Annotated in this window: 2 protein-coding genes; both read left to right on the top strand. The window is 27.9% G+C overall.

Annotated features, from left to right (window positions below):
• Nucleotides 1–1,348: type I pullulanase (gene pulA / locus ACWYO2_RS05725; protein ID WP_455515521.1), on the top strand; the 1,348-nt coding region annotated here is incomplete at its 5' end.
• Between the two features lie 109 nt (nucleotides 1,349–1,457).
• The coding region (locus ACWYO2_RS05720) for a sugar ABC transporter substrate-binding protein (RefSeq protein WP_455515520.1) at nucleotides 1,458–2,520 on the top strand (1,063 nt) is incomplete at its 3' end.

The following is a 2,520-nucleotide window of genomic DNA, read 5'->3' as shown; positions in this document are numbered from 1 at the left end:
AATAGAAGATAAGCAATTAAATTATTTGAAAAAATTAGGTGTTACACATGTTCAAATTATGCCTTTTTATGATTTTTCTGAAGAATCAGTTGATGAAAATAATCCAGAAGAAAGATATAACTGGGGATATGATCCGGTTAACTATAATATACCTGAAGGATCATTTGCAACTAATCCTGAAAATCCTTATGTAAGAATAAAAGAGTTAAAGGAAATGATAAAAGTATTACATGAAAACGGTATTAGAGTAATAATGGATGTAGTGTATAATCATGTGTTCGATGCTATGAGTCATAGTCTTTGGAAAACAGTGCAAAAAGATGCATTTAGATTTTATGAAAATGGAGATTTTTCTAATGGAAGTGCTTGTGGGAATGATATAGCAAGTGATAATCCTATGGTAAGAAAATATATAGTAGATAGTATTCTTTATTGGGCAAATGAATTTAAACTTGATGGGTTCAGATTTGATCTTATGGGTATACTTGATGTTGATACTATGAATGAAATAAGAGAAAAATTAGATGAAATAGATAAAGGTATTATAGTTCTTGGAGAAGGTTGGGATTTAAATACAAATCTTGATAAAGATAAAAAAGCTAATCAATTAAATGCTTATAAAATGCCAAGAATCGCTTTCTTTAGTGATGATATGCGTGATACTTTAAGAGGGTCTACTTTTGAAAAATTAGGTAAAGGTTTTGCAAATGGTGGAAAATCAGATGATAGATTAATAAACTCTATTAAAGGAGGTATTAATTTAAGAGGATATATTTCTCCGGATCAATTAATTCAATATGTTGAAGCTCATGATAATAATACTGTATTTGATCATTTTAGTATAACTAATTCTGAAGATAGTTTAGTTGATAGAAAAAAAATGCAAAATATTGCTACAACTTTAGTTATTACTTCTCAAGGAATACCTTTCTTGCACGCAGGTCAGGAATTCTTTAGAACAAAACTTGGACATGAAAATTCATATAATTTATCGGATGAAATAAATAAATTTGATTTTGATAGAGCTGAAAAATTTAAAGAAAATGTTCAATATATTTCTGAATTAATAGAATACAGAAAGAAAAATCCTTTATTTAAATTAAATAATTTTGATGAAATAGAGAAGAAATTTAAATTATTACAATTTAATGATAGAAGTTTAATGTACTCTTTAGATAATAAAATTTTTGTACTTGTTAATAGTTCGGATAAAGCTATAAATTTTGAAATTGAAAAAGGTAATTATGAGATAATATTTAGTTCATTTAAAAAACAAAATATGAATATATTAATAGAAAATTTATTTGAAGTTTCAAAATATAACTGTGTTATTTTAGAAAGAAAATAAAATTATATAAAAAAATATAAAAAGGTATTGACATTCAAAAAAAACAAGGTATAATATATTGTTGTAAGCGATTGCATAAAAAAATTATAATTATAGAAGGTGGAAAGTTATGAATTTAAAGAAATTTGTTACTGGAACATTTTTAATGTTCGGTTTACTTTTATCATGTGGTTCAAAAAAAGAAGCAGCAGAACCAGCAAGTGGATTAAAAGGTGAAATTACTGTTCAAGTTGAAGAGGCATGGAAACCATATTATGAAGCAGCTATTGCAAGGGTTAATGAAAAAAATCCTGATGCTAAAATCAATTTAATGGTTAAACCATCATTTGATCACATTGATATAATTGACAAAACAGACTCAACTAACGCTGACGTAGCAGACGTATTTGCTGTACCTTTAGATAGAATGGAAGGTTTAGTAAGTAAAGATGTATTAGCTTCATTTGATGCTAAAGCTTTAGGTGAAAGAGTTGGAGGATTCGGAGACTTTGATAAAGGTCTTGGAGGACAATTAAAATTTGATGGAAACTATTTCGGATTCCCATACAATATTGAAACATTAATTTTAGGAGTAAATACTAAAAATGCTGCTGCAAACAATGTTGATTTAAAAAATATTGATTTTGCAACTTTAGATCCAAAAGTAGCTATGGTACCATTATTTAATGCTTGGTATGGTGTAGCAGTTACTAATGCATTTGATGTAGAATTATTAGGAAAAGATGGAGATAAATTTGTGTCTACTTTAACTAATGATTTTGATAAATTAACTCCAGAACAACAACAAATGTTCCAAGGAATATTTGAATACTGGCAAAAATCAAACAAAGAAAAATTACCTATGTTTGATACAAAAGCTGTTTATGGATACATGGATGGATTATTTAAAGGTGGAAACACTGGTTCTGTAAGAATAATAGGACCTTGGGAAGTTGCTGCTGCTACTGAAATAAGTGGAACAGAAGACTTTGAAGTATTACCTTTAAATGCTGCTAAATTCGCTGGAAAAGAATTAAAACACTGGAAAGGTGGATGGGCTTTAGTTATTAACTCAAGAAATGAAGAAGATGCTGATAAAATGGCTCTTTCACAAGCAGTTATAGCTGAATTATTAAATCCTAACTTTGCAGGAGACTTATATAAAGCAACTGGTAAGATAATGCCTAATGTTA

Source organism: Pseudostreptobacillus sp. (assembly GCF_977040545.1).
The sequence above is the reverse complement of the archived record's forward strand: the minus strand, read 5'-3'. Positions and strand labels throughout refer to the sequence as shown.